25 protein-coding genes, 1 tRNA gene and 1 other RNA gene are annotated in these 24,026 nt (G+C 70.3%); 7 read left to right on the top strand and 20 right to left on the bottom strand.

Annotated elements, in window-relative coordinates; translation table 11 throughout:
* The first annotated feature begins 59 nt into the window (after positions 1 to 59).
* The gene (gene mca / locus J5V16_RS10665; RefSeq protein ID WP_243901079.1) at positions 60 to 911 is read left to right on the top strand and encodes a mycothiol conjugate amidase Mca; all 852 of its coding nucleotides are present in this window, start codon (positions 60 to 62) and stop codon (positions 909 to 911) included.
* A 290-nt stretch (positions 912 to 1,201) separates the two neighbouring features.
* On the top strand, positions 1,202 to 1,786 hold the full coding sequence (locus tag J5V16_RS10660) for a YqgE/AlgH family protein (RefSeq protein WP_208496208.1): 585 nt from the start codon (positions 1,202 to 1,204) through the stop codon (positions 1,784 to 1,786).
* 37 nt (positions 1,787 to 1,823) lie between these two features.
* Here the strand turns inward: J5V16_RS10660 and J5V16_RS10655 are convergent, their stop codons facing one another.
* From J5V16_RS10655 to J5V16_RS10615, 9 genes are all read right to left on the bottom strand, one after another.
* Positions 1,824 to 2,273, bottom strand: a complete 450-nt coding sequence (locus J5V16_RS10655) for a DUF2269 family protein (RefSeq protein ID WP_208496207.1) — start codon at positions 2,271 to 2,273, stop codon at positions 1,824 to 1,826.
* Between the two features lie 99 nt (positions 2,274 to 2,372).
* Positions 2,373 to 2,746: a transfer-messenger RNA gene (gene ssrA / locus J5V16_RS10650) on the bottom strand.
* A gap of 91 nt (positions 2,747 to 2,837) precedes the next feature.
* Positions 2,838 to 3,344 (bottom strand): SsrA-binding protein SmpB, encoded by a 507-nt coding sequence (smpB, locus tag J5V16_RS10645; RefSeq protein ID WP_208496206.1) that lies wholly within the window; start codon positions 3,342 to 3,344, stop codon positions 2,838 to 2,840.
* Positions 3,345 to 3,404: 60 nt separating this feature from the next.
* Positions 3,405 to 4,652, bottom strand: coding sequence for a M23 family metallopeptidase (locus J5V16_RS10640; protein ID WP_208496205.1), 1,248 nt, complete (start codon positions 4,650 to 4,652; stop codon positions 3,405 to 3,407).
* Positions 4,653 to 4,723: 71 nt separating this feature from the next.
* Positions 4,724 to 5,599 (bottom strand): permease-like cell division protein FtsX, encoded by an 876-nt coding sequence (gene ftsX / locus J5V16_RS10635; protein WP_208496204.1) that lies wholly within the window; start codon positions 5,597 to 5,599, stop codon positions 4,724 to 4,726.
* A gap of 21 nt (positions 5,600 to 5,620) precedes the next feature.
* On the bottom strand, positions 5,621 to 6,301 hold the full coding sequence (ftsE, locus tag J5V16_RS10630) for a cell division ATP-binding protein FtsE (RefSeq protein ID WP_205326604.1): 681 nt from the start codon (positions 6,299 to 6,301) through the stop codon (positions 5,621 to 5,623).
* A 239-nt stretch (positions 6,302 to 6,540) separates the two neighbouring features.
* A complete protein-coding gene (gene prfB, locus J5V16_RS10625; protein ID WP_208496203.1) occupies positions 6,541 to 7,659 on the bottom strand; it encodes a peptide chain release factor 2 in 1,119 nt (372 codons plus the stop codon).
* Between the two features lie 119 nt (positions 7,660 to 7,778).
* Positions 7,779 to 8,282 (bottom strand): PadR family transcriptional regulator, encoded by a 504-nt coding sequence (locus J5V16_RS10620; RefSeq protein WP_030155315.1) that lies wholly within the window; start codon positions 8,280 to 8,282, stop codon positions 7,779 to 7,781.
* Between the two features lie 251 nt (positions 8,283 to 8,533).
* Entirely contained in the window at positions 8,534 to 9,889 is a 1,356-nt protein-coding gene (locus J5V16_RS10615) for a protein kinase domain-containing protein (protein WP_208496202.1), read from the bottom strand.
* A 247-nt stretch (positions 9,890 to 10,136) separates the two neighbouring features.
* Between J5V16_RS10615 and J5V16_RS10610 the strand changes: the two genes are divergently transcribed.
* Positions 10,137 to 10,946 carry a PP2C family protein-serine/threonine phosphatase gene (locus tag J5V16_RS10610; protein WP_208496201.1) on the top strand — a complete coding sequence of 270 codons (810 nt, stop codon included), beginning with the start codon at positions 10,137 to 10,139 and terminating at the stop codon, positions 10,944 to 10,946.
* A gap of 36 nt (positions 10,947 to 10,982) precedes the next feature.
* Here J5V16_RS10610 and J5V16_RS10605 read toward each other — a convergent pair whose 3' ends face one another.
* Positions 10,983 to 11,429 (bottom strand): hypothetical protein, encoded by a 447-nt coding sequence (locus J5V16_RS10605; protein ID WP_208496200.1) that lies wholly within the window; start codon positions 11,427 to 11,429, stop codon positions 10,983 to 10,985.
* A gap of 105 nt (positions 11,430 to 11,534) precedes the next feature.
* Complete coding sequence (locus tag J5V16_RS10600; RefSeq protein ID WP_208496199.1) at positions 11,535 to 12,227, bottom strand: TetR/AcrR family transcriptional regulator; 693 nt, start codon at positions 12,225 to 12,227, stop codon at positions 11,535 to 11,537.
* A 119-nt stretch (positions 12,228 to 12,346) separates the two neighbouring features.
* Between J5V16_RS10600 and J5V16_RS10595 the strand changes: the two genes are divergently transcribed.
* Positions 12,347 to 13,003 (top strand): hypothetical protein, encoded by a 657-nt coding sequence (locus J5V16_RS10595; RefSeq protein ID WP_208496198.1) that lies wholly within the window; start codon positions 12,347 to 12,349, stop codon positions 13,001 to 13,003.
* A gap of 53 nt (positions 13,004 to 13,056) precedes the next feature.
* Here J5V16_RS10595 and J5V16_RS10590 read toward each other — a convergent pair whose 3' ends face one another.
* The 4 genes from J5V16_RS10590 to eno all read right to left on the bottom strand — a co-directional run bounded on the left by J5V16_RS10590 (position 13,057) and on the right by eno (position 16,578).
* Entirely contained in the window at positions 13,057 to 13,977 is a 921-nt protein-coding gene (locus J5V16_RS10590) for a Ppx/GppA phosphatase family protein (RefSeq protein ID WP_208496197.1), read from the bottom strand.
* Complete coding sequence (locus J5V16_RS10585) at positions 13,974 to 14,519, bottom strand: DUF501 domain-containing protein (protein ID WP_208496196.1); 546 nt, start codon at positions 14,517 to 14,519, stop codon at positions 13,974 to 13,976. The genes J5V16_RS10590 and J5V16_RS10585 overlap by 4 nt, the downstream gene beginning before the upstream one ends.
* Before the next feature lie 55 nt (positions 14,520 to 14,574).
* Positions 14,575 to 15,102: an FtsB family cell division protein gene (locus J5V16_RS10580; RefSeq protein WP_208496195.1), complete on the bottom strand. Its 528-nt coding sequence runs from the start codon at positions 15,100 to 15,102 to the stop codon at positions 14,575 to 14,577.
* Positions 15,103 to 15,297: 195 nt separating this feature from the next.
* Positions 15,298 to 16,578, bottom strand: coding sequence for a phosphopyruvate hydratase (gene eno / locus J5V16_RS10575; RefSeq protein WP_208496194.1), 1,281 nt, complete (start codon positions 16,576 to 16,578; stop codon positions 15,298 to 15,300).
* A gap of 371 nt (positions 16,579 to 16,949) precedes the next feature.
* On the opposite strand from eno, the gene J5V16_RS10570 reads away from it, so the two are divergent.
* Together J5V16_RS10570 and J5V16_RS10565 are read left to right on the top strand one after the other, a co-directional pair.
* Entirely contained in the window at positions 16,950 to 17,582 is a 633-nt protein-coding gene (locus tag J5V16_RS10570) for a hypothetical protein (protein WP_208496193.1), read from the top strand.
* A 228-nt stretch (positions 17,583 to 17,810) separates the two neighbouring features.
* A tRNA-Glu gene (locus J5V16_RS10565) sits at positions 17,811 to 17,886 on the top strand.
* 104 nt (positions 17,887 to 17,990) lie between these two features.
* On the opposite strand, the gene J5V16_RS10560 is transcribed toward J5V16_RS10565, so the two are convergent.
* The 5 genes from J5V16_RS10560 to J5V16_RS10540 form a co-directional block, all read right to left on the bottom strand.
* The gene (locus J5V16_RS10560; protein WP_208496192.1) at positions 17,991 to 19,313 is read right to left on the bottom strand and encodes a CshA/CshB family fibrillar adhesin-related protein; all 1,323 of its coding nucleotides are present in this window, start codon (positions 19,311 to 19,313) and stop codon (positions 17,991 to 17,993) included.
* 172 nt (positions 19,314 to 19,485) lie between these two features.
* Positions 19,486 to 20,427 carry an ABC transporter substrate-binding protein gene (locus J5V16_RS10555; RefSeq protein WP_208496191.1) on the bottom strand — a complete coding sequence of 314 codons (942 nt, stop codon included), beginning with the start codon at positions 20,425 to 20,427 and terminating at the stop codon, positions 19,486 to 19,488.
* A complete protein-coding gene (locus J5V16_RS10550) occupies positions 20,354 to 21,487 on the bottom strand; it encodes a FecCD family ABC transporter permease (RefSeq protein ID WP_208496190.1) in 1,134 nt (377 codons plus the stop codon). Before J5V16_RS10550 ends, J5V16_RS10555 begins: the two co-directional genes overlap by 74 nt.
* A gap of 79 nt (positions 21,488 to 21,566) precedes the next feature.
* Positions 21,567 to 22,598: a FecCD family ABC transporter permease gene (locus J5V16_RS10545; protein ID WP_208496189.1), complete on the bottom strand. Its 1,032-nt coding sequence runs from the start codon at positions 22,596 to 22,598 to the stop codon at positions 21,567 to 21,569.
* Positions 22,599 to 22,675: 77 nt separating this feature from the next.
* The gene (locus tag J5V16_RS10540; RefSeq protein ID WP_208496188.1) at positions 22,676 to 23,086 is read right to left on the bottom strand and encodes a hypothetical protein; all 411 of its coding nucleotides are present in this window, start codon (positions 23,084 to 23,086) and stop codon (positions 22,676 to 22,678) included.
* A gap of 247 nt (positions 23,087 to 23,333) precedes the next feature.
* Here J5V16_RS10540 and J5V16_RS10535 point away from each other — a divergent pair, with 247 nt between their 5' ends.
* The gene (locus J5V16_RS10535; RefSeq protein ID WP_208496187.1) at positions 23,334 to 23,993 is read left to right on the top strand and encodes an HNH endonuclease family protein; all 660 of its coding nucleotides are present in this window, start codon (positions 23,334 to 23,336) and stop codon (positions 23,991 to 23,993) included.
* Positions 23,994 to 24,026 lie beyond the last annotated feature (33 nt).

The raw sequence follows: 24,026 nt of genomic DNA, 5'->3' as shown, positions 1-24,026 counted from the left end.
ACCAGAAGCACCCGCCTGTGAGGTTGACCGACGTGACGAACCAGAGCAAGCTGCGCCTGATGTGCGTGCACGCCCACCCCGACGACGAGTCGAGCAAGGGCGCCGGCATGATGGCCCGCTACGTGCGCGAGGGCATCGAAGTGCTCGTCGTGACCTGCACGGGCGGCGAGCGCGGCGATGTGCTCAACCCGAAGATGGACCGGCCGGAGGTGCAGGAGAACCTGCCGCGCATCCGCAACGAGGAGATGGCCCGCGCCCGCGAGATCCTGGGCGTCGAGCAGCACTGGCTGGGCTTCATCGACTCCGGACTCCCGGACGGGTGGCTCCCCGACTCCGGGACCGAGCTGCCGGAGGACGCCTTCTACCTCGTGCCCACCGAGGAGGCCGCCGCGCCGCTCGTCGAGGTCATGCGCTCGTTCAAGCCGCACGTGGTCACCACGTACGACGAGGAGGGCGGCTACCCGCACCCCGACCACGTGAAGACCCACGAGATCTCGGTCGCGGCGTTCGCCGCCGCGGGCGACCCCGAGCGGTACCCGGGGCTGGGCGAGCCGTGGCAGCCGCTGAAGCTCTACTACAGCCACTCGTTCGGCAAGGCGCGCATCGAGGCCCTGCACTACGCGATGGTCGAGGCCGGGCTCGACTCCCCTTACAAGGAGTGGATGGACGCGGGCGACTGGACCCGCGACAAGAGCGAGCGCGTGACGACCCGCGTCGAGTGCGCCGAGTACTTCGACATCCGCGACGAGGCGCTGAAGGCCCACGCGACCCAGGTCGACCCTGACGGGTTCTGGTTCGCCGTGCCGCGCGAGATCCAGCAGAAGGCCTGGCCCACCGAGGATTACGAACTCGTCGAGACGCGCATCGATTCGCGCCTGCCCGAGGACGACCTCTTCGCCGGGCTCCGCTGACGACTCCGGCACCACTGCTTCACAACGGCCCCAGGGAACCCCTGGGGCCGTTCTTCGCACGCCAGACCACTGTGGCCACTTTCGTAGGCGCTCCCGCACCGCATCGTCGGGCCCCGTGCACCCTCAGTGAGGAAACAACTGTCGGGCTCCCGACACCACGGTGTATTTCCTCGGAAAGTGCGGGAACCTTGCTGCAAGCGCGCCCCCGCGGGTTACCGTGCCGGGAGAACCGGGCCGAACCCGAGCCGGGGACGGATTCGCGGAGGCGGGCGCAGAACGGAGGTGGACCCATGGTCAGTCGCGAAACAACACCGGCGCGCACCAAGTCGTTCGTCGGCAGTCTCCTCGTCGCCACGCCCACGCTGCAGGACCCCAACTTCGACCGCACGGTCGTCATCGGCGTCGGGCACGAGTCGGACGGGGTGCTGGGCGTGGTCCTCAACCGGGCCACCGAGCGGAAGGTCGTCCACTACCTCGACCAGTGGGCGGACCTGGCGGGGCACCCCGCGGTCCTCTTCGAGGGCGGCCCGGTGCAGCCTGACGCGGCGATCGGACTGGGCTGGCGGAAGGCCGACGCGCCCTTCAACGACGCGTTCCGGCCCGTCCTAGGACGCCTGGGCACGCTCGACCTGGCCCGCGACCCCGACGAGGTCGCGCCGCTCCTGGAGGGGATGCGGGTCTTCACCGGCTACGCCGGCTGGGCGCCGGGGCAGCTCGAGGCCGAGATCGACGCCGGCGCCTGGATGGTCTTCGACGCCCTCCCCGCGGACCCGTTCTCGGCCAACCCCGAGGAGCTGTGGGGCATGGTGTGGAAGCGCCAGGGCGGCATGCTCTCGGCGGTCGCGCAGTTCCCCGCCGACCCCGTCCTGAACTAGTCCCCCGGACTCGGCCCAGGCCGCGAGGAGCCGTGGATCAGCCTCCCGGCCGCCAGGCCATGAGGATCACGACCACGGCGTAGAAGACGAGGTTGAGCCCCGAGAGCGCGAGCAGGCGCCCGCGGTGCTGCTCCAGCAGTTCGCCGTCCATGGTGCCGTGCCCGTCCTGGAGCTCCTTGCCGATGCGCGCGAGCACGCCCGGGATGACGGCCGCGCCGTTGACGACCCCGACCGCGTACAGGGTCGAGGCGATGATGACCCACGGGTCCGCGAACGAGTACCACTCGCTCGTCATCATCGTCAGCACCCCGAACAGCGCCGCCGCGAGTGTGAGCGCGTTGAAGGCCATGCAGCGCCGCCCCGCGCGGTGCACGCGGTCGCCGTCGCGCTCGCGCAGCGCCCGCTCCGCCAGCCACGGCGTCAGCATGGCCGGACCGACGAACACCACGACCAACAGGACGTGCATGACCGACATCAGAGTGTGCATATTGTGATCTTACGGACAAATCACTCAGGGTCGTGCTCGACTCGGGCGCATGTACGGCACGAAAAAGGCCCGGACGTTTTCGCGTCCGGGCCTCTATGGCCGTGGAGCTGCAGGGAATCGAACCCTGGTCCTCCGCTGCATCTGTGAGACTTCTCCGGGTGCAGTCCGCTGTGCCTTTTATCGAGCCCCACCGATCACGCGGACGAGACGGTGTGGCGGGCTCTAATCGCCGAAGATCTCGGCCGGACGTCCCAGCGATCAAGACGTCGGCCCAGCATCCTTAAATGATGCCGCGAACCCAGAGCGGATGCGCCCCTGGAGCGGCAACTTCACGGTCGCTTAGGCAGCGAGAGCGAAGTCAGTGCGTTTTGCGTTGGCACTTATTGGTTTCCAACGTTGGTTTACGAGACAGCGTTGGCTTCCTCGACCCGCTTCCCTCACCTCAACATACGGAGTCGAAACCGATCAGCCCCGAGATTGGTGAGTGAGTGTTTCACCCTGTTCAGTTGTGCTGTGGAATTCTAACCCAGTCCAACGGCGGGCGTCGAACCGATATTCCCCGGCTCACTTCCCGCCGCGCTTGGCGGCGCGGCCCATGGCCCGCTCGATCTCGCGGTCGGACTCGCGCTTGGCGATGGCCTGGCGCTTGTCGTAGTTCTTGCGGCCCCGGGCCAGCCCCAGCTCCATTTTGGCGTACCCGTTGAGGAAGTACACCGAGAGCGGGACGAGCGTAATGCCCGACTCGTCGAGCCTGCCCGCGAGCTTCGCGATCTCGCCGCGGTGCAGCAGGAGCTTGCGGATGCGCCGGGGCGGGTGGTTGGTCCACGTCCCGTAGTCGTACTCCGGGATGTGGAAGTTGTGGACGCGCGCCTCCCCGTTGTGGATCTCGGCGAACGCGTCGACGATGTTCCCCCGGCCCTGGCGCAGGGCCTTGACCTCGGTCCCGGACAGGACCATGCCGGCCTCGTAAGTGTCCAGGATCTCGTAGTCGTGCCGGGCCTTGCGGTTGGTGGTCACCACCGAGCGCTCGGGACCCGAGTGCTTGACCTTCTCCTGCTGCTTCTTGGACACGCAGCAAGCTTAACGATCGAACAACTGTCTGTCGAAACCAATTCGCTCCTAGGCGAATCACTACCGGCAGAGGCACCCGGGCAGATACCCCACCGGGTTGACGCGCTCGCCGTGGACCCGCACCTCGAAGTGCAGATGCGGCCCGGTGCTGTCGCCGGTGCTGCCGACCGCGCCGATGCCCTCGTCGCGGTCGACGCGCTCGCCGTCGTTCACCCAGATCTCCGACTGGTGCGCGTAGCAGGTCGAGACGCCGCCGCCGTGGCTGATGCACGTCAGCTGCCCGTAGCCGGAGCTCCAGCCGGCGTAGACGACCGTGCCGGAGTCGGCGGCATGGATCGTCGAGCCCGTGCCGGCGGCGAAGTCGGTGCCTCCGTGGAGGCGGGTCGTGCCGTAGATCGGGTGGCGCCGCCAGCCGAAGTCCGAGGACTTCCAGCCGTCGACCGGCACCACGAAGCCCCCGCCACCGCCACCACCGCCGGAGGACGAGCCGCCGCCGGAGTCGTTGTCGTCGTCGTCCTCGCGGGCCGCGGCCTGGCGCAGCTGCTCGGCGATGCGCTCGGACTCGGCCTCGAGCTGGTCGTACTCGGACTGCGCCTCGTCGCGGGCGTCCTCGGCGACCGCGAGCGCGGCCTCGTGCTCGCCCACCAGCTCCTCCACGGCGAGCTGGGCGGACTGGGCCTCGCTGTAGCGGACCTCGGCCGCGGCGAGCGCGTCAGCGGCGGCCGCCTCGGCCGCCTCGGCCTCGCTCTCGGCGAGGGACGCGGCGTTCTCGGCGTCGGCGGCCTCGCGGCGGGCCTGCGTCACCTCTTCGACCGCCTGGTTCTTCCCCTCCATGAGGAACTCGAGGTAGGTCAGGCCGTCGACGGCGGTCTGCGGGTCGCCCGAGGCGAGCACCGCGTCAAGTGTGAGCAGTTCGGCGCCGCGGGCGGTCGCGCGGAACAGGGCGGCGCGGGCCTCGCGGGCGTCCTCGACGGCCGCGCGCGCGGCCTCGTACTCGGCCGCGACCGCTTCGAGGGCCTCGCGGGCGGCGTCGGCCTCGCGCTGCGCCTGGGCGGCCTCGGCCTGGGCCGCCGCGACCCGGCCTTCGGCGACGTCGACGGCGTGCTCGGCGCCGGGCAGTTCGGCCTCGGTCTGGGCGAGGACCTGGCCCGCGGCGCGCACCTCGTCCGAGGCGTCCTCGAGCTGCGCGGCCATCTCGGCCTTCTCGCGCTCGACCTTGTCGAGGTCGCGCTGGGAGACCCCGAAAGCGGGACTGCTCGCGGTCCCTGCCAGGAGCAGGGCCGCGAGCAGCCAGCCGATTCGCCTCATAAGGCCCGAATGTAGTCCATCTGCGACAGACGTTCAGGCCATTCGGGACATAGGTCCCTATCGATATAAGGTCAGACCTTGATGTTGAAGCGCAAGGTGATCCACGCCGTGATCGCGCTGATGACCGCCGAGACGCCGACGAGGATCGGCAGCTGGATGAGGATCGCCTGCATCGTGATCGGGGGCATGAGCTTGAACAGGTCCGCGAACTGGCCGTCGATGACCAGGAACTTCGCGGCGATGAGCGTGCCGAAGGCGAAGATCGAGCCGATGACGCCGGCGAAGACGGCCTCGAGCACGAACGGCGCCTGGACGAACCAGTTCGGCGCGCCCACGAGCTTCATGATCGCGACCTCGCGGCGCCGCGAGTACGCGGCGACCTGGATCGTGTTCGCCACCAGCATGAGAGCGGCGACGCCCTGGACGAGCGCGATGATGAGCGTGAGGCGCTGTGCCCCGCCGAGGATGTCGAAGACCTGCTGGAGGATCTCACGCTGGTTGGTGACCTGGAAGACGCCCTCGCGGCCCTCGAACTGCTTCTGGAGCTCCGGCGCGTCGGCGATGTCCTTCATCTTGACGCGGAACGCGGGCGGCAGGGCCTCGGCGTCCACGGACTTGACCAGGTCGGGAGTGTCCTCGAAGGTCTCCTGGAAGCGCTCGTAGGCCTCTTCCTTCGACTCGTACTGGACCTCGGCGACGAGGTCGCTCTCCTTGAGCTCGGCGTTGATCTGGTCGGTCGTGGCCTGGTCGATGTCCTGCTGCAGGTAGACGACGACTTCGAGGTTCGTCTGGTAGTGCCGCTCGATCACGTCGACCTGGTTGTACAGCAGGAGGCCCGCGCCGAGCATCGTCAGCGAGACGGCCATGGTGATGATCATGGCGATCGTCATGGAGATGTTGCGCCACAGTCCGAGGAAGACCTCGGACATCACGTACTTCGCGCGCATGTGCTCTGTATCTGCCTTCCGCTAGCCGTAGACGCCGCGAGCCTGGTCGCGGACGATCTGGCCGTTCTCGATCTCGATGACGCGACGGCGCATCTGGTTCACGATGTTGGAGTCGTGGGTGACCATGAGGATGGTGGTGCCGGTGCGGCTGATCCGGTCGAGCAGCCGCATGATCTCGATCGAGGTGTCGGGGTCGAGGTTACCGGTGGGCTCGTCGGCCAGCAGCAGGAGCGGCCGGTTGACGAAGGCGCGGGCCACCGCGACGCGCTGCTGCTCGCCGCCGGAGAGCTCGTGCGGGTAGCGGTGCTCCTTGCCGCCGAGGCCCACGAGTTCGAGCACCTCGGGGACGACCCGGCGCGCGACCGAGCGCGGCTTGCCGATGACCTCGAGCGCGAACGCCACGTTCTCGGCGGCCGTGCGGTTCGGCAGCAGCCGGAAGTCCTGGAACACGCAGCCGATGCTGCGCCGGTAGGCGGGGACCTTCCACCGGCGGAGCCTCGTCACGTCGGTGTCCCCGACGGTGATCTTGCCCTTGTCCGGAACCTCTTCGCGCAGCAGGAGCTTGATCATCGTGGACTTCCCCGCACCGGTCGGACCGATGAAGAAGACGAACTCTCCCTTGTCGATGAAGACGTTCACGTCCTCGACCGAAGGGCGGTTCGACCGGGGGTAGTGCTTGGTTACACCCTCAAGCTGAATCACGAGCCGGAGTCTAGCCGCCGGACCTCGGCGCCGGTCGGGCGGCTCCAGTACAAGCGTGGCATATTCCGCAGATTCAGCCCCATATGTCACGGCCGTGCAAGGGTTACGACGCGATTTCAGCCGAACGGTGGAAGCAGCTATGGTCAGGCGGCCCATCGATGCTCGGCGGAGCGTCATCGGGCGGCCACGAGCCGTCCACAGCGGATCGCACATCCTATAGGACGGGACCTGCGACGCGCCTAGTCGGCGCTCTTCTCGCCGCTCTTGCGCCAGCGGATGCCGGCCTCGAGGAAGCCGTCGATGTTGCCGTCGTAGACGCCCTTGACGTCGGCGGTCTCGAAGCCGGTGCGCAGGTCCTTGACCATCTGGTACGGGTGCTCGACGTACGAGCGCATCTGGTCGCCCCACGAGGCCGTGGCCGAGCCGCGCAGCTCGTCGACCTTGGCCCGCTCCTCGTCGCGCTTGCGCTGGAGCAGCTTGGCCTTGAGGACGCCCATCGCGGTGGCCTTGTTCTGCAGCTGCGAGCGCTCGTTCTGGCAGGAGACGACGATGCCGGTCGGCAGGTGGGTCAGGCGCACCGCCGAGTCGGTGGTGTTGACGCCCTGGCCGCCGGGGCCGGAGGAGCGGTAGACGTCGACGCGGATCTCGTCCTCGGGGATGTCCTCGATCTCGTCGGTCTGCTCCAGGGCGGGCACGACCTCGACGGCCGCGAAGCCGGTCTGGCGGCGGCCCTGGTTGTCGTATTTGCTGATGCGCACCACGCGGTGCGTGCCCTGCTCGACCGAGAGGTGGCCGTAGGAGTAGGGGCCCTTGACGGCGAAGGTCGCCGAGCGGATGCCGGCCTCTTCGGCGTAGGAGATGTCGTACACCTCGGTGCCGAAGCCGTGGGCCTCGGACCACCGCAGGTACATGCGCATGAGCTGCTCGGCGAAGTCGCAGGCGTCGGCCCCGCCGGCGCCGGAGCGGACGGTGACGACCGAGTCGCGCTCGTCGTACTCGCCGGAGAGGAGGGTGCGCACCTCGAGCTCGTCGACGGCCTTGCGGATCGAGTCGAGCTCGGCGGCGGCCTCGGCGGCCGCGCCCGGGTCGGACTCGTCGTCGGCGAGCTCGAACAGGACTTCGACGTCGTCCATGCGCTCGTGGAGGGCGGCGAGCTTCTTGAGCTCGGCCTGGACGTACGACAGGCGGGAGGTGATCTTCTGGGCCTGCGCGGTGTCGTCCCACAGGCCGGGGTCGGCGGCCGCTGCCTCGAGTTCGGCCAGCTCGCGCCGGAGCGCGGGCAGGTCGAGCACGGCCTCGACGCTGCTGAGCGTCGCCTTCAGGTCACGGAGATCGGCGGAAACATCGACACTGGTCACAACAGATCAGACTACGCCTGTATTCGGGCTCATACGAAACGGGACGCGAGCCCCCGCTGGGGCCGCGTCCCGTTACGTGCTTGATCGTCGTTTCCCGGGTCAGGACCCGGGCACTGCCGCTACCGCTTCTTCAGCCAGCTGAGGGCGGAGCGGTGGTAGCCGATCGCGAACTCCATCGCGATCGCCGCGTTCGGGTCCTCGTCCGCGTAGTCCTTCGCAGCGGCGCGGGCCTCTGCCAAGGCCTCCTGGTGCTGCTCGGTCGCGTCGGCGAACATCTCCTCGGCGGTGTCCTTGGAGAGGTAGTCGAGGAAGGCCGTGCGCAGCGCGACGGGGTCGCGCAGCTGGCCGATGCGGGCCGGCTCGTTGAGCCAGCGCGTGAACGCCCGCTTGCCGTTGGCGCTGATCGTGTAGGGCACCGAGGCGCGCGGCCCCGGCTTCCCGACCCGAACGAGGCCGCCTTCGGCGAGGGCGGGGAGTTCGCGGTAGACCTGGGAACGCGTCATGGTCCAGTACGGACCGAGGCGACGGGTCGCCTCCGCCATGAGTTGTCCGCCGGTCATCGGTCCTTCGTGCAGCAAGCCCAGCAATGCTGCTGAGGTTGCGTTGAGTTCTTTTCCTGCCATGCCCGACAGGATGCCATGTAGATGCCCGCATGACAAGTGGACAGCTCCAATGTGTCGATAGACCGTTACCGATACTTGACTGGGTGGGTTCACGGATTACGCTGCAAGCCTTGCGAAACGGCCGGAGTGGTCCACAGGATTGCAACGCCTGTTTCGAGAATTCCAATCGTGTGATCCCGATCGCGCCATGGGTTGCGATGACTCGGCGTTGCCCGGCGGTCACGGATCATTATCGACTGTCGCTATCGCTTTCAGTTGTCGGGCATGGGGGATCCGATGAGATCGGATCCGGGCGAGTCGTCGTCGGAACCGCCCTCAGTGGAATCATCGCCGTCGCCTTCCGATTCGGACATTTCATCCGAATTCCGGTCAGGTGATTCGCTTTCGGCGTCCGGCCCTTGAGGAGTGGCCGTCTCCTCACCGGGCGTCGCGCTCGGCTCGGGACTCGTTTCCGTTGCGTCGGGTGAGGTCTCGTCCTCCACGGGCGCAGACTCGCTCGTGCTCGGGGACGGATCGGCCACATCGTCCTCATCCGGGAGATCGGGGCGGGTGACGACCAGAAAGGCCCATACGGCCGCGATCACGACGAAGCCCGCCGCGGCGGCGAGGCCGATGATCCAGCCGCGCCCGAGTCTGTCGCCGTCCTTGCCGTACACCGCGCCCGCGCGGTCCCCGCCCGCGGACTCGGCGGCGAGCATCGCGCCGATCGCGCCCACCTCGACCTCCGGCGCGTTCGGGGTCACGGGGTCGTAGGTGAACGTCGCGGTCGCGTCCCGCTCGCGCAGCTCCGGCACGATCGGCGCGGTCGCCCGGTTCGACAGGCGCGGCGCGAGGCGGCGCAGTTCGGCGGCGACCGCGTCGAGGTCGCCGCGGGCGCGCGGGTCGAGGGCGAGCAGCATCTCCACGGTCCGCCACAGCTCGGCGTCCACCGCGGCCGGCTTGACCGGGATCTGCGTCAGGTGCCGCTCGACCACGTCGGTGATGGAGCCGCCGCGGTAGGCGCTGTGGGCGGTGAGCGCCTCGTAGAGGACGAGCCCGAGCGCGTAGTTGTCCACGCCGGGGCTCGCGGAGTCGCCCGAGGCGACCTCCGGGGCGATGTACTCGGGCGTGCCGTGCGAGGGCACGGTCTTGGACGCGGCCGCGCGCGCGATGCCGAAGTCGATGAACTTCAGGCCCTCGGTCCCGGACAGCATCAGGTTGCCGGGCTTGACGTCCCCGTGCCGGTACCCGGCGCGGTGGATCGCGGCCAGCGTCTCAGCGGCGCCCGCGCAGCGGCGCGCGGCCTCGGCGGCCGGGAGCGGCCCGTGCAGGCGCAGGTGCTCGCGCAGGTCGAGGCCCTCGATGAACTCGAGCACGACCGCGCACACCGTGTCGGTGACGATGAAGTCCTTGACGGACACGACCCCGGGGTGGTCGAGCGTGCGCAGGATGCCCGCCTCGGCGCGGAAGCTCTCGAAGATCTCCTCCTCGCCCCGCAGCTCCGGGCGGAGGACCTTCACGGCCACATGGTCGCCGGTGACCTGGTCGAGGGCCCGCCACACGACGCCGACCGCGCCGCGGGCGATCTCGTGCTCCAGGACGTACCGGTCGGCCAGAACCGTCTGCATGGGTGCTCCTAGGGGGCTGGCGAAGCGGGCTGAATCCACTGTAAAGGGGACGTCCTCGCAGCTCAGCACCGGCATGGCAGGCTGGCACGAACGGGGGATACACGCAGGTGCGGGCGGGGCGGGGCGCACCGGGATCAAGGGTCGGCAGCGGAGAGTGTCGGGACACTACACTTGCGCCCATGTCCCTCGAACGGCCAAGCTTTGAACAGACAGCCGAATCCCGGTGCGGAATCAGTGGTGATCGCCTGTGACCGAATTGCGTTGGCGCTACGGCGCCGCGACCGACGTGGGCAAAGTCCGCGACCTGAACGAGGACTCCCACCTCGCGTCGCGGCGGCTGCTCGCCGTCGCCGACGGCGTGGGCGGCGCGGCTGCCGGCGAGGTGGCCAGCGGGGTCACCATCGCCGAGGTGACACGGCTGGCCCGCCGCTCCCCCGTCGAGGCCTCCGCCGAGCTCGGCGCGGTCGTCGACGCCGCCCGCGACCGCATCAGGGCGGCGGTCGCCGAGAACCCCGAATCGGAGGGCATGGCGACCACACTCACCGGACTCTGGCTGGGCGACAACGCGGTCGACATCGTCCACATCGGCGACTCCCGGGCCTACCAGGTGCGCGGCGAGGACTTCGTGCAGGTGACCGTGGACGACTCCTACGTCCAGCACCTCGTCGACGAAGGCGCGATCACCCCCGCCGAAGCCCAGGACCACCCGTACAAGTCGGTGGTCACCCGCGTGCTCCAGGCCAACCCCGCCCCCGCGCACTTCGAGACCCGCCCGGCCCTCATCGGCGACCGGTACATGCTCTGCTCGGACGGGCTCAGCGACGTCGTCGACGACGCCGTCATCGAGAACGTCCTGCGCGACTTCGCCGACCCGCAGGCCGCCGCCGACGAGCTCGTGCGCCTCGCCCTCGAGGGCGGCGGGCCGGACAACGTCACGGTCGTCGTCGGCGACGTGGCCGAGCACAAGCCGGTTCGGCGCTGGCCGTGGGCGATCGCCGCGATCGGCGTGGTGCTCGTGATCGCGGCGATCGTGGTGGCGCTGGCGCTCAGAGGTTGAGCCGACTGGTGAACACGGCTTCGCCGCGTTTACCGGTCAGCTGCGGTGGTGGACGTAGGTGCCGCCCTCGCTCGGGTAGGTCAGGGTGAGCGTGTCGGCCTCCTGGTCGAAGACGAGTTCGACCTCGATGTACGTGCCGCTCTCGGGCTCGGTGCCCTCGAAGCGCTGCGGGTCGCCCTCGCTGAGGAAGACCTGACCCTCGAAGTCGCCGGTCTGGCTCGCGAAGGAGCGCAGTGTCGCGGTGCCGTCCTCGTTGATCGTGAGGGTCGAGCCGTGCGGGCCGACGTCCTCGTAGTCGGCCTCCCAGGTGCCGGCGGCCGCTTCCAGGACCGGGTCGACCTCGGCAGAGGGTGTCTCGGAGACGATCTCCCCCGCCCCGTTCGTGACCGTGGGGCTGACGTGCCCGTCCGATGCTTCTGGGCCGCAGGCGGACAGGCCCGCGAGGGCGATGACGGCGGCGGCGATGAGCAGTGGCTTGCGCATGATGCGCTCCTTTTCGTCAGCGGTGTGCTTGCCCTATCCAGACGAAAGGTCCGGCCGGTCCCCGTATCCCCGGATCGTGCCATGTCCTGCTGCGACACCGCCCTTTCAGCGGAACGCGAGTCCGAGCTGCGCGCCTTCGGTGCGCGCGGTGTGGTCGAAGAAGAGGGCGTCGTCGGCGGTGACGTTGGCGAGGTGGCCGTGCAGCTCGTAGCCGATGATGCCGACGAGGCGGTTCCAGGCGAGGATGAGCCGGGCGGTCTCGTCGGGGGTGAACGCCTCGTCTTCCAGGAGCACCAGCATCTCCGGGGTGATCGCTTCGGGCGGGCAGACCGGTCCCGCTGGGGGCGTGAGGTTCCCGTCCCGCTTGGCGGCGGCGGCGATGCGCGCGAGGGTGAGCGGCATGATCCCCGCGACCTCGACGGTGATGTGCGGGGCGACGTAGCCGGGGACGGGCGTGCCGAAGATGAGCGCGTACTCGTGGCGGTTGCCCAGGGACCAGGCGCGCGCCGCCCGCCAGACGGCGAGCCAGCGCTCCTCGGGCGCGGCGCCGGGGTCGTCGGCGCCTTCGGCGGCCTCGCCGATCTCGGTGTAGGCCTGGACTATCAGGGCGGTGAGGAGGTCGTCGCGGCTGGCGAAGTAGCGGTAGACGGCCGATGACGCCATGCCGAGCTCGCGGGCGACGGAGCGCAGGGAGAGCTGGGCGGTGCCGCTCTCGCGGAGCTGGCGGCGGGCGGCGGCGAGGATCTCGGCGGTGAGCTCGGCGCGGGCCCGCTCGCGGGCGGTTTTCGGCGCGTTCATCGGGCCAGTGTACCGAAACGAGAGCACCGCTCTTGCATTGTCGACGGCGATGTGCAATCATTGCTCTCAACAGAGAGCACTGCTCTCGAGTTTGAGCAGTGAACCCCCAAGGAGCAGACATGACCGTCCCCCAGACCCGCCAGGACCCCCGAGCCCGCATGGGCGCCTTGGCTTTCGCGCTCGCCGGCGTCCTGTTCGCGATCTACGAGGCGGCCGCCCCGCGCCTCGACCAGACCACGCTGGAAGGGGCCGAGTCCTGGACGAGCGTCGGCTGGACCGTGGCGCACCTCGCCGCGATCGTCGGCCTCATCTTGATCCCGCTCGGGTACGGCGCGCTGCGCGGCCACCTCGAGGGGACCCGCAACGAGAAGACGGCTTTCACGGCCGCGACGATCGGCTACATCGGCTCGGCCCTGACGATCTCGTACTACGGCGCGGAGGTCTACGGCCTCAAGGCGATCGGCGAACGGGCCGTCGCGGACGGCGACGCGACCCTGACCGAGGTGGGCGACGCGTTCCGCTACGACCCGACCGCCATGACCGTTTTCGCGATCGGCCTGGCCCTCATCGCGGTCGCCGCCGTGCTCGCGGCCGTGGCGGTCTGGCGCTCGGGCACCCTGCACAAGTGGAGCGGTGTGCCGCTCGCCGCGCTGCTGGCGACGATGCTCCCGCAGTACTTCCTCCCCCACGCCGGCCGCATCGCCTGGGGCGCACTGGTCACGGTCGCGGCCCTGTGGCTCGCAGCCGAGATGTGGAAGGCCGCGAAGCGGTCGTGACGGCAACGCGACGGCGGCGCCCGCGCCATACGCGGGGGCCGCTGTCGTTTCGTCTACGCGGACAAGGCGATGCCGTCGAGGATGTCGTGCTCGGAGATGAGCACCGAGTCGATGCCGCTGCGCTCCATGATGGTCCGCAGGACGAGTGCGCCGCCGATGATGACGTCGGCGCGGCCCGGGTGCATGACCGGGATCGCCAGGCGCTCCTCGTGGTCCGCGGCCGCGAGGTCGGCGGTCACCTGGGCGACCTGCTCGTAGGAGAGGCGCGTGCCGTCGATCGCGTCCGCGTCGTACTCCTTGAGCCCCAAGGCGATCGCGGCGATCGTGGTCGCCGTGCCGGCCACCGCGACGAGCTCGGTCGCCTCGCGGTCCGCGTCGGCCACCGCCAGCGCGCCGTCGGCGATGCCGGTGATGTCGGCGACGGCCCCGGCGATCTCGCCTGCGTGCGGCGGGTCGGATTGCAGGTGCCGTTCGGTCATCCGCACGCAGCCGACGTTCACGGAAATGGCCGCGACCACGTCGGCGCCGGTGCCGCGCACGAACTCCGTGGAGCCGCCGCCGATGTCGATGAGGAGGCGCTGTCCTTCGTGGACCGGCAGGGTCGCGACCGCGCCGGTGAAGGAGAGGCGGGCCTCTTCGTCGCCGGTGATGACCTCGGGATCCTGGCCGAGGACGGCCGTGACCATGGACTTGAAGTCGGCGGCGTTCTCGGCGTCGCGGCTCGCGGAGGTCGCGACCATGCGCACCGCCTCGACACCGTGCTCGCGGATCTGGGCGGTGTAGTCGGCCAGCGCGACGCGGGTGCGTTCGAGGGCCGCGTCGGAGAGGCGGCCGGTGCGGTCGACGCCTTCGCCGAGGCGCACGACCTCCATGCGGCGCACCACGTCGTGGAGGCGCCCGGTGTCGTCGATGTCGGCGATGAGGAGGCGGATCGAGTTGGTGCCGCAGTCGATGCCTGCTACGCGGCGGGTCATGCGCCGTCCTCCTGGGGTTCGGTGTGCCCGGTGGCGCAGCTGCCGCGCTGCCACCATTCGGGGAGCATGTCGATGGCCTCGTCGCCGAACGGGCTGACGCCGGGTCCGGCGGCGAGCGAGTGGCCGACGAGGGCGTGCAGGCACTTGACGCGGTCGGGCAGCCCCCCGGCCGAGATGCCCGCGATCTCGGCGACGTCGCCGAGCTTGGCGCGGCGGGCGAGGTAGTCCTCGTGGGCGGCGCGGTGCCGGGCGGCGAGGTCGGGGTCGGCGTTGAGGCGTTCGTTCATGTCCTTCATGACCCCGCCGCCTTCGAGCCTGCCGATGGCCGAGGCGGCTTTCGGGCAGGTCAGGTAGTACGTGGTCGGGAAGGGGGTGCCGTCGGGCAGGCGCGGTTCGGTCTCGATGACGGCGGGCTGGCCGCAGGGGCAGCGCCAGGCGACGGCGTGGGCGCCGCGGATCGGGCGTCCGAGCTGCTTGCGGACGGCTGCGGCGTCGGCCTCGGTGACCGGTTCCGGCTGCTGGGGCCATTCCGCGGGCTTCACCGGGCGCCGCCCTGCTGCGCCGTCTTCACTGCCGCGTGTCGTGGTTGCACAGCCTTCACTCCGCTGGTTCCTCTGTTTCGTCTGGTTCGAGCCGGTCGGCGTCTGCAAAGGTATCGGCCAGCTCGTCGTACCAGGTCCGGTCCTCGGCGGCTTCGTCGTCTGCGCCACCGGTGTGCTTGGGGTCGTCCTCGTCGATGACGATGACGAGGTCTTCGCCGGGGGGCACGAGGAGGAGGCTGGAGCGGATCTGGGCCTTGACGTACTCGGGGTCGTCCCATTTGACGCGTTCGGCCTCGAGCTCGTCGATTCGCTCGGACTGGGCCGACTGCTCGGCTTCGAGGCGGTTGATCTCGATGCGCTGCTCGACGTAGGTGCGGAGGGGGTAGGCGTAGGCGAGGGCCAGCGCGGAGAGGACGAGGGCGAGGATCGCGGCGCGGCGGGAGACCTTGCGGGCGGGGCGGTAGCGGACCCGCTTGACCTCGGCGCGGCCGGTCGTCCCGGGGGCGGGGCGGCGGGCGGCACGGGTGCGGCCGGGACCGGTGGATCGTCCTCCCGGGTGGCTGGGTCGGCGGCTCGCGTTCACGGGCCCAGCCTAGTCGATGCCTCCCGGTTCCGCGGCGCTCGAAGGCCCCCGCGCCATCGGCGCGGGGGCCTTCGATTCGCGAGCGGCTGCAGCCGCCTTCAGCTCCGCTTCAGGTTCACGTCGCTACGGTTGCAACCGGGGGACCTTTCCCAGCTGCCGGCGGCGCTTCCGGCGTGCGCTGAGTCGGCCGGTTCGCTACTTGCCGAACTTCGGGAAGGCCGAAGCGCCGGCGTAGCGGGCGGCGTCGCCGAGGTCTTCCTCGATGCGGAGCAGCTGGTTGTACTTGGCGACGCGGTCCGAGCGGGCCGGGGCGCCGGTCTTGATCTGGCCGCAGGACATGGCGACGGCCAGGTCGGCGATCGTGGTGTCCTCGGTCTCACCGGAGCGGTGGCTCATCATGCAGCCGAAGCCGGCGCGGTGCGCCATCTCGACGGCGTCGGTGGTCTCGGTGAGCGTGCCGATCTGGTTGACCTTGACGAGGAGGCCGTTGGCGGCCTTCTCGTCGATGCCGCGGCGGATGCGCTCGGGGTTGGTGACGAACAGGTCGTCGCCGACGATCTGGAGGCGGTCGCCGACCTTGGCGGTGAGCGCGGACCAGCCGGCCCAGTCGTCCTCGGAGAGCGGGTCCTCGATGGACACGAACGGGTAGGCGGCGATGAGCTCCTCGTAGTAGGCGCTCATCTCCTCGCCGGTCTTCTTCTGGCCCTCGAAGAGGTAGGCGCCGTCGGTGTAGAACTCGGTGGCGGCCACGTCCATCGCGAAGGCGATGTCGGTGCCGAGCTTGTAGCCGGCCTTCTCGACGGCGACCGCGATGAGGTCGAGCGCGGCGCGGTTGGACTCGAGGTTGGGGGCGAAGCCGCCCTCGTCGCCGAGGCCGGTGGAGAGGCCGCGCTCCTTGAGGACGGACTTGAGCGCGTGGTAGGTCTCCGCGCCCCAGCGCAGGGCCTCCTTGAAGGTGGGGGCGCCGATCGGGGCGATCATGAACTCCTGCACGTCGACGTTGGAGTCCGCGTGGGAGCCGCCGTTGAGGATGTTCATCATCGGCACCGGGAGCAGGTGCGCGTTCGGGCCGCCGATGTAGCGGTAGAGCGGCAGCTCGGCGGAGTCGGCGGCGGCCTTGGCGGCGGCCAGGGAGGCGCCGAGGATCGCGTTCGCGCCGAGGTTGGACTTGTCCGGGGTGCCGTCTGCGTCGAGGAGGGCCTGGTCGACGAGGCGCTGCTCGGAGGCCTCGATGTCGATCAGGGCCTCGCGGATCGGGCCGTTGACGTTGTCGACGGCCTTCTCGACGCCCTTGCCGAGGTAGCGGCCCTTGTCGCCGTCGCGCAGCTCGATGGCTTCGAAGGCGCCGGTGGAGGCGCCGGACGGGACGGCCGCCCGCTGCAGCGTGTCGTCGTCGAGCAGGATCTCCACTTCGACGGTGGGGTTGCCGCGGGAGTCGAGGATCTCCCTTGCCCGGATGTCTTCAATTGCAGCCACTGTCACTCCTGAAATAGCCGAATCTGACGATCGGCCCCGATTACGGGGCCGTGTCCGAAGGATTTCGGCCGACCCGACACTGCGTCGGCCACAGCTCCCGAGGATACGCCCCACGCCGCCCGACCATGCCTCCGAGCCGCGAAAAGGCCGCGCGGCGGCTCCACGTCGCCGAGAATTGGTGTTGCCCGCGACGTGGGCGCTCGTGTTACATGGGCCGTGGACGGACCGCTATAGGGTGGAGTCCTATCTCAGATCAGACACCTGTGCTAGGCGTGCCCCCCGGATGCCGGCCTCGGCGATGCTTGCGAGCCATAGATTTGCGCAGGCGCAACGGCTATCCCCCTCGCCTGGCGCAATGGAAGTGGAGCCCCATGATCCTGCAGAACCCCCTGCGGCGCTGCGCAGTACTGAGCGCGGCGGCGCTCCTGGCCCTCGCCGGATGCTCGGAGGGCGCGGGCGGCGACGAAGCGGCCTCGGAGGACCAGGCCGCGCTCACCGAGTTGAGCGGCCGCCTCGTCGAGGGCGACCAGCCCGCCTACACCGCCGAGTACCTCATCGAGGGCTCGGAGGAGTCGGTGCTGGTCGCGGTCGACCCCGAGGCGGGCACCGCGGCCGTCGTCGTCGGCGACCGGCCCAGCCTGTGGGCGGGCGACGACGTGGCCGGACTCACGGTGTGGCTGGACCAGGAGCTCGACGGCGTCCTGCCCTCGGAGGAAACGGTCGCCTCCTGGCTTTCGGCGACCGCCGTGGACTCGTCGGCCTCGACCGTGTTCTCGAACACCACGCTCGCGGGCGAACTGGCCGACTGCGTCGACGTGCAGGGCGCCGAGGACTCGCCGGTGGGCGCGTACGAGGTGTGCGTGACCACGGTCGGCGTCATCGCCAGCGTCACCGCCAAGGTCGGCGACAAGGCGTACACCGCGAAGCTCGTCAACTACCACGACGGCGTCGACACCGCCTGGCTCGACGAGATCACCGGTCAGGCGAGCACGGCCAACCAGTAGGATCCGCCGCCGTTCGCCGGCGGATCGCGTTACAGTCGCTCGGCGGGCCGAGGCCCGGCGCCACGGGGGTTCACCTGAGAAGGTGTCGGCGCCGGCCCGGCCCGCACCCGTTTCGGAGGCGCCCCAGGGTAGGCCGCGTCACAAGCGGTATCCCGGTTGCGGGACCCCCGCATCCTCCATGTAGAGTTGTCGTCGTTGCCGCGGCAAGCCGCGATCGACAAAGGCCAAGCTCCCGTCGTCTAGGGGCCTAGGACGCCGCCCTCTCAAGGCGGAAACGGCGGTTCGAATCCGCTCGGGAGTACCACAGTCAGACCACTTGAAGCCTCGGTTCACGCCGGGGCTTCCGTGTTTTTCACGCATGGTTCGCGTGTGGGGTGGCCGGGGTCCGAGGACCCCGGCCGTCTCCTTTCAGATGCTGGGCCATTCGGTGGTGTTCTGGCGGGCGCGGCGGAGCATGAGCCAGCCGGCCAGGGCTGCGGTGAGGGCGATGGCGGCGAGGGTGGCGTAGAGGATTGCGGAGCCGCCGGTGACGGGGAGGGCCGTGCCGGGCGAGGCGGCGGGGTCGGACGGGTTCGGGCCGGAGGGGCCGGGGCCGGAGGGGTCTTCGGAGGCGCTCGGTGTCGGGTCGACCGGGTCGGGGCCGGTGTTGGTGAGGGTGCACCTGATGTCCTGGCCGACTGCGACTTCCACTTCGAGTGAGGTGCCGTCGCCGGTCGGGAGGTCGGCGTCGGGCTGGCCGTGGTCGGTGCAAGCCCAGTCCTGGGTGTAGTCGGCGAGGTCGGTGCCGCCTTGCGCGATCTCGGAAAGGGTGAAGTCCCGGCCGCCGAGGGCGGCGAGGACCGTCTCGGACTCGATCGTGCCGGAGTCGCCGCCGCCGGTCGAGCCCTCGCCGATGACGTTGTCGTCTTCGTCCACGATGGACATGCCGAAGGAGTCGGTGTCGTTCACCTGGTTCACCACGGTCTTGTCCATGCCGACCTTGGCGGTGAGGACGCCGAAGGCCACGCCCTGGACGGCGTTCGCGGTGCGGTCGAGGAAGCCGATCGTCGCGGTGGAGGGGGCGACGGCGTAGAGGACGATCTCGTCGACGGGGAGGCCGCCGGCAGTGTCGCCCTTGCAGGTGACCGTGGTCGTGCCGAGCCCGGAGTACTCGCCGCCGCAGGCGGGCTGGGCATCCGGCATCGTGGCGCGGGTGAGCTCCTGGATCGGCTCGTCGGAGGTGAAGGTGAGGCCTTCGCCGCGGTTGGTGGTCTCGGCGTCGGCCATGACGATGCCGTAGCCGTTGAGGGGCGCGCCGGACGGGCCGGTGACGACGAGGTCCTCGATCGTGAGGGTGCCGAGGTCGCCGGAGGCGCCGGTGCCGGCGTTGACCTGCTGGTAGAGCGCGGGCTTGCCGGGCGTGCCGGTGTAGGTCGTATTGCCGATCGGGGCCTTGCTGTACGTCGGGAACGCGGTCGCCTGGAGCACGCGGTACCCGTTCGCGCCCGGATCGACCTTGAAGGTGAACGACATCGTGTAGTCCGGGGTCAGCTCGATCGTCATCGGCTGCCCGGCCGGGGTCATGGCGGTCGCCTGGTCGAAGCCGGTCATGTCGATCCAGCAGATCGTGCTGGCGAGGTCGCCGCCGGAGCCGTACCCGCACCCGTCGAGCTGCGCCGACGCCGGGGTCGCGAGCAGGACGCCCGCGCCGATGACGGCGGAGGCCGTCGCCAGTCTGGCAAAAGTCTTCACTGTGCATTCCCTGCGTGATCGCTGGAGAGAAACGAGACGCCGACTCCAGCGGCAACAAATGTCGCTTTTGTACAGTCGGCTGGGTCAGCTTAAGGGACGGCCGCGGCATGACCGGTGTCGCGAAACGCGAAGGGCGCGCCTCCGCGGTGGAGACGCGCCCTTGCAAGTGGTGCTAAGCGGCGAGGTGCTTCTCGAGGTCGTCGAGGATCAGGCCGGCGGCGGTGACGCCGATGCCGGTCATCCAGATCTCGTCGTCGACCGGGTAGGCCTTGCCGCCCTGGACCGCCGGGATCGACTGCCACAGTTCGCCGGCGGTGTACTCGGCGAGCATGGCCTCACCGTCGGTGCCGTACGCGCAGTAGAAGACCACGTCGCCGCCGACGGTGTCGAGCTCCTCCGCGGAGACCTCGCCGAAGCGGCGGTCCTCGGCGCCGTTGAGCTGCTGGAGCTCGGGGCGGGCGAGGCCCACGTCGCCGAGCACGATGCCCGAGAACGAGTCCGGGCCGTAGTAGCGGATCTGGTCGGGCATGAAGCGGACCAGGCTCACCTGGGTGGCGAGCGCGTCGCCGAGGGACGCGCCGAACTCGGCGGCGCGGGCCTCGTACGCTTCGAGGAGCCCCTTCGCCTCCTCGCCCTTGCCGAGCGCGTCGCCGTCGAGGAGGAAGTTCTCCTTCCAGGTGACGCCGACCTGCTCGGTGAACACGGTCGGGGCGATCGCGTTCAGCTCGTCGTAGAAGGCCTCCTGGCGGAACTTCGATCCGAGGATGAGGTCGGGCTCGAGCGCCTCGATGGCCTCCAGGTCGGGCTCGGCGGTGGTGCCGACGACCGCGACGCCGGAGAGGTCGCCGAGGTAGCCCGGAAGTTCGGCCTCGCTCGCGCGGGCCGCGCCGATCGGGGTGACGCCCAAGGAGAGCGCGGTGTCGATCTTGTCGGTGTCGAGCACGACCACGCGCTGGGGCTCGGCCGGGATCTCGGTGGCGCCCATCGCGTGCTCGATGGTGCGGGTCTCGCCTTCGGCCTCGTTGCGTTCGGCGGCGGGGTCAGAGGTCCCGCACGCGGCCAGCGCGAGCGCGCAGGCGGAGGCGGCTCCAAGGACCAGGAGTCTGCTTCTCATTTCGGGTTCCTTTCGTCAGCAGCAGGTAGATGAGGTAGACGCCGCCGAGCGCGGCGGTGAGGACGCCGGCGGGCATCTGGTAGTCGCCGAACGCGGTGCGGCCGATCCAGTCCGCGAGGACGAGGAGCACGGCGCCGGTGAGGGCCGAGGCGAGCAGCGGCGGGCGGGAGGTGCGGGCCAGGCGGCGCGCGATCTGGGGTGCGGCGAGGGCGACGAACTCGACGGCGCCGACTTGGGCGACGGCCGCGGAGGCGAGGACGACGCCGAGGACGGCGAGGGCGATGCGCTGGCGGGTGACGCGGACGCCGATGCCGGTCGCGGTGGGGTCGTCGAGGTCGGTGGTGTCGAGGGCGCGCTGGGCCCAGACGAGGGCGGGGAGGGCGAGGAGGAGGAAGGCGCCGAGGAACGCCGCTTCGGTCCAGCCGCGTCCGGCGAGGGTGCCGATGAGCCAGATCTGGGCGCGCTGGGCGTCGATGGCGTCGGCGGCGAGCAGCAGGATCTGGGTGCCGGACTTGAGGAGCACTGCGACGGCGACGCCCGCGAGGACGAAGCGGGGCGCGGAGAGCGAGCCGCGGGCGGCCGCGAGGAGGACGAGCGCGGCGGCGGCGAGGCCGCCGGTGAGGGCGGCGGGCGCGAGGAGGGCGTAGGCGAGTCCGGCGGTGAGGGCGAAGGTGGCGGCGAGGCCGGCTCCAGCGGTGACGCCGATGATGTCGGGGCTGGCGAGGGGGTTGCGGGCGACGGACTGGATGAGGGCTCCGGCGATGCCGAGGGCGGCTCCGGCGGCGACGGCGAGGACGGTGCGGGGCAGGCGCAGGACCTCGATGGTGCGGTCGTATCCCGTGGTGCCGGTGAGGGTGGCGATCGTGTCCGCGAAGGTGATGTACGTGTCGCCCAGGCAGAGTGCGGCGGTGACCGCGCCGAGGAGGGCGATGAGGAAGAGGGCGCAGACGAGGGCGCTGCGGCGGTGGACGGTGATGGAGAGGTCGCCGGAGCGGAGGACGGTGCGGCCGGGGAGCGGCAGTGTGCGGGGCTCGGACCGCTGGAGTTCGGTGCGGGTCATGCGGTCACCGCCGAGCGGCGGGTGGCGCGGGCTCCGGCGCGGTCCGTCGACATGCGGGAGGGCGCGTGGCGGGTGCGGGTCATGCGGTCACCGTCCTTGCTCTGCGCACCAGGATGATCAGGAGGGGCGCGCCGATCACGGCGCAGATGATGCCCGCGGGGGCTTCGCCGGGGACGATGACGCGGCCGATGACGTCGGCGGTCAGGAGCATGCAGGGGCCGAGCATGAGGCTCAGGGCGATCTGGCTGCGGTGGGCCGCGCCGACGGTCCAGCGGGCGAGGTGCGGGATGGCGAGGCCGATGAAGCCGATCGGTCCGGCGGCGGCGACGGCCGCGCCGGTCAGGAGGGCGACGGTGATCGCGGCGATGGCGCGGGTGAGGCCGACGCGGTGGCCGAGTCCGGCGGCGGCTTCGGCGCCGAGTTGGAGGCCGTCGAGGCCGCGGGCGGCGAGGAGCGCGAGGGCGATGCCGCCCAGGAGGAACGGGGCCATGCCCCACGCGACTTCGGCGTCGCGTCCGGCGAGGGAGCCGACGGCCCAGAAGCGGTACTGGTCGAAGGAGTGCACGTCGGTGGCGAGCACGGCGTAGACGATCGCGGAGAGGCTGGCGTCGAGCGCGGCCCCGCAGAGGGCGTAGGTGACGGTGCCGCCGCCGGTGTTCTTGGCGGCGACGGTGGAGACGGCGTAGCCGACGAGTCCGGCGGCGAGGGCGCCGGCGATGCCGAGCCACACGTACTGGCCGATGCCGGTGAGGCCCAGGACGCTGAGGCCGATGACGACGCCGAGGCCGGCGCCGGCGGCGACGCCGAAGATGCGCGGGTCGGCGAGGGGGTTGCGGGTGAGGGTCTGCATGAGGACCCCTGCGACGGCGAGCCCGGCGCCGGCGAGGAGGCCGACGGCGGTGCGGGGGACGCGCTGGTCCCACAGGACGGCGGCCGCGATGGGGTCGGTGCGGGTGAGGCCGTGCCAGAGTTCGGCGGGGGTGAGGTCGCGGGCGCCGAAGGCGAGCGAGGCGATCACGATGAGGCCCAAGGCGATCGCGGCGGCAATGATCGTGAGTGTCCGCCCGCGCGCGGTCCGGGCGGGGCGCGGGAGGGCGGCGGGGAAGGGCACGCACTAGAGCATAGGCGAGCCTAACCTAATGGGGAAGCGTCGTGTGCGGAATGTGACGTGTGTGCCGGAGTCGCAGGTCATTCGGGGTAGCGGATGCCTTCGGCGACGGCTTTGACCGCTTCGAAGCCCTTGCGCTCGAAGGGGTCGCGGACCTCGACGGCGAGGCCGGGCTCGATGAGGCGGGCGATCTCGCGCTCGCTCGCGAAGCCGTCGTCGCCGAAGTCGGTCGGGACCCAGTCGTCGCCGCGCTCGTGGTACTCGATGAGGAACGCCTTGAGGGCCTTGACGTCCTGGAGGCGGGGCGCGCGCATGACCTGCACCTGGAGGTCGACGCGCCACGAGCCGGGCTGGACCTCGGTCTCCCACACCCGCTGGGTGCAGTCGACGCCCTCCCACTCGGTCACGAAGTCCGAGGGGGTGCCGAGGTCCTCGGGCAGGTAGGTGAGGGCGAGGCCGTCCAGGCGCGATTCGGTGCCGCTGATCGTCATGCGGCGATCGTACCCAGTGGTCCGCCTCCGAAACCGGACTTGGCGGGACGCATGCCGCGCGAGCCCGGATGTCCACATGGGGATGATTTCGTAAGTTTGCAATGACCTGTAGGTAAAAGATGGCCTTCGCCCCTTGCGCTCCAATGACATCCCATGATTCGATGATTCGCGAGTGAACATCGCATTCGCGTGCGCCGTTCCCGCCCGTCCCCCTGAATCCGTCGGTCACTCCCCCACAGGAGCCTCCATGCAAGCAGTCAAGCGCGCCGCGAAGCGTGCCGTCGCCACCGCCGCGGCCGCATCGCTCGCCGTCCTCACCGTGCTCGTCCTCGACACCGCCCCCGCCGAGGCCGTGCGGCCCCCGGGCATCCCCTCCCTCTCCACCGTCCAGTCCGAGCTCAACCAGCTCACCGTCAGGAACGAGGCGAACGGCGACTCCTACGACCGCGACCTCTTCCCGCACTGGTCCTCGGTCGGCGGCGGCTGCACCGCCCGCCAGTACGTCCTCAAGCGCGACGGCCAGAACGTCGTTACCGGCTCCGACTGCCAGCCCGACTCCGGCCGCTGGCAGTCCGACTTCGACAACACCTGGACCACCACGGTCTCCAACGCCACCGTCGACCACGTCGTGGCGCTCTCCGAGGCCTGGGCCTCCGGCGCGAGCCAGTGGACCACCGCAGAGCGCGAGGACTTCGCGAACGACGTCAGCTCCCCGCAGCTGTGGATCGCCACCACGTCGATCAACTCCGCCAAGGGCGACAAGGACCCTGCCGAGTGGATGCCGCCGAACACCTCGGTGCGCTGCGACTACGTCAAGGCCTGGACCCACGTGAAGTACCTGTACGGCCTCTCCGTGAACTCCGCCGAGAAGACCGCGATCCATTCGCACCTGAACACCTACTGCTAGACGCGACGAGAACGGCGGCCGACTCGATCGAGT

The sequence above is a fragment of the Glycomyces niveus genome, from assembly GCF_017592475.1.
In the GTDB taxonomy this organism is placed as follows: Bacteria; Actinomycetota; Actinomycetes; order Mycobacteriales; family Micromonosporaceae; genus Glycomyces; species Glycomyces niveus.
Note: the sequence above shows the minus strand (reverse complement) of the source record. Positions and strands in the feature narration are given on the sequence as shown.